Here is a 965-nt window from a genome sequence, read left to right as displayed (position 1 = left end):
ATCAGGTATGGAATCAGGTCCAGGCTTTGCGCGGGATACCCACGCAATCCGGAATGACAAATCCCTCGCTGTATGTGTTCTTTGATCCAAACTGTCCCTACTGCGCCCAATTGTGGTCAATACCGATTGACGGCAAGCCATTTCATGATCTTCCGTCCGTCTGGATACCCGTTGCGTATCTTTCGAAAAGCAGTCTCGACAAGAGTGCGGCATGCCTGCGTGGTGGCCGAAAGAAAGATTTGCAACTCAATTTTTCCAATTACAACCGGCAGCAGCGCCTGGGCGGAATACCCGGTGTGCAACCCACCCGGGCGGAGCGTTCCGCTCTGAATTCCGCAGAAGCGCTGTGGATTACTCTGGGTGGCGGAACCCCGATGCTTCTCTACCGCACGCGGCAAGGTGACGCCAAGGTGTTTATGGGCCTGACTTCTGAAAGCGATATGACCGCATTGGTTCACAAAATGGCCCTGCCCAATAGGTCCATGTAACCCGACTGCGCCCCATCCCACGCCCCACAGGTCCTTGCCAACGGAAATGCAACTTCCCCATGATCGATCTGGAAATCACCCACCCTGACGGCCAGCAGCAGCGCATGCAGGTGCCGGATACATGCTCCATCGGCAAGAGCGTGCACTGCGAGTTGCGGCTGGACAACTGGCGCGTCGGCAAAGAGCATGCGCATCTGTTCCAAACCCCGGCGGGCGTGCTGCTCGACGATGGCGGCAGCTTTGGCGGCGTGCTCGTCAATGGCCAGCGCATCGACGCGCAGTACGGGCCATTGCAGGCCAGCGACACCATCGGCATCGGCCCCTTTCGACTGCGCGTGCTCGGCCATGCATCAGCACCGGCACCGGCGCCCGCACGGCACGACAGCGCCGAATCCAGGGACCCTGCGCCCGGCGCCGACGCCACACCGTCACCATCGCCCGCGATCGAGCAGGACCCCTCCCTGCGCGCGCTCGAAT

At 60.6% G+C, this 965-nt stretch carries 1 protein-coding gene and 1 pseudogene; both read left to right on the top strand.

Going from position 1 to position 965, the window contains the following annotated elements; translation table 11 throughout:
- Window positions 1–488 (top strand): annotated as a pseudogene (locus VTU_RS32540) (hypothetical protein); the annotation flags it as partial.
- 59 nt (window positions 489–547) lie between these two features.
- A partial coding sequence (locus VTU_RS25825; RefSeq protein WP_010101627.1) for an FHA domain-containing protein occupies window positions 548–965 on the top strand: 418 nt, incomplete at its 3' end.

The sequence above is a fragment of the Verminephrobacter aporrectodeae subsp. tuberculatae At4 genome (genome assembly GCF_000193225.1).
GTDB classification, from domain to species: Bacteria; Pseudomonadota; Gammaproteobacteria; order Burkholderiales; family Burkholderiaceae_C; genus Acidovorax; species Acidovorax aporrectodeae.
This window is presented reverse-complemented; position numbering and strand designations above follow the sequence as displayed.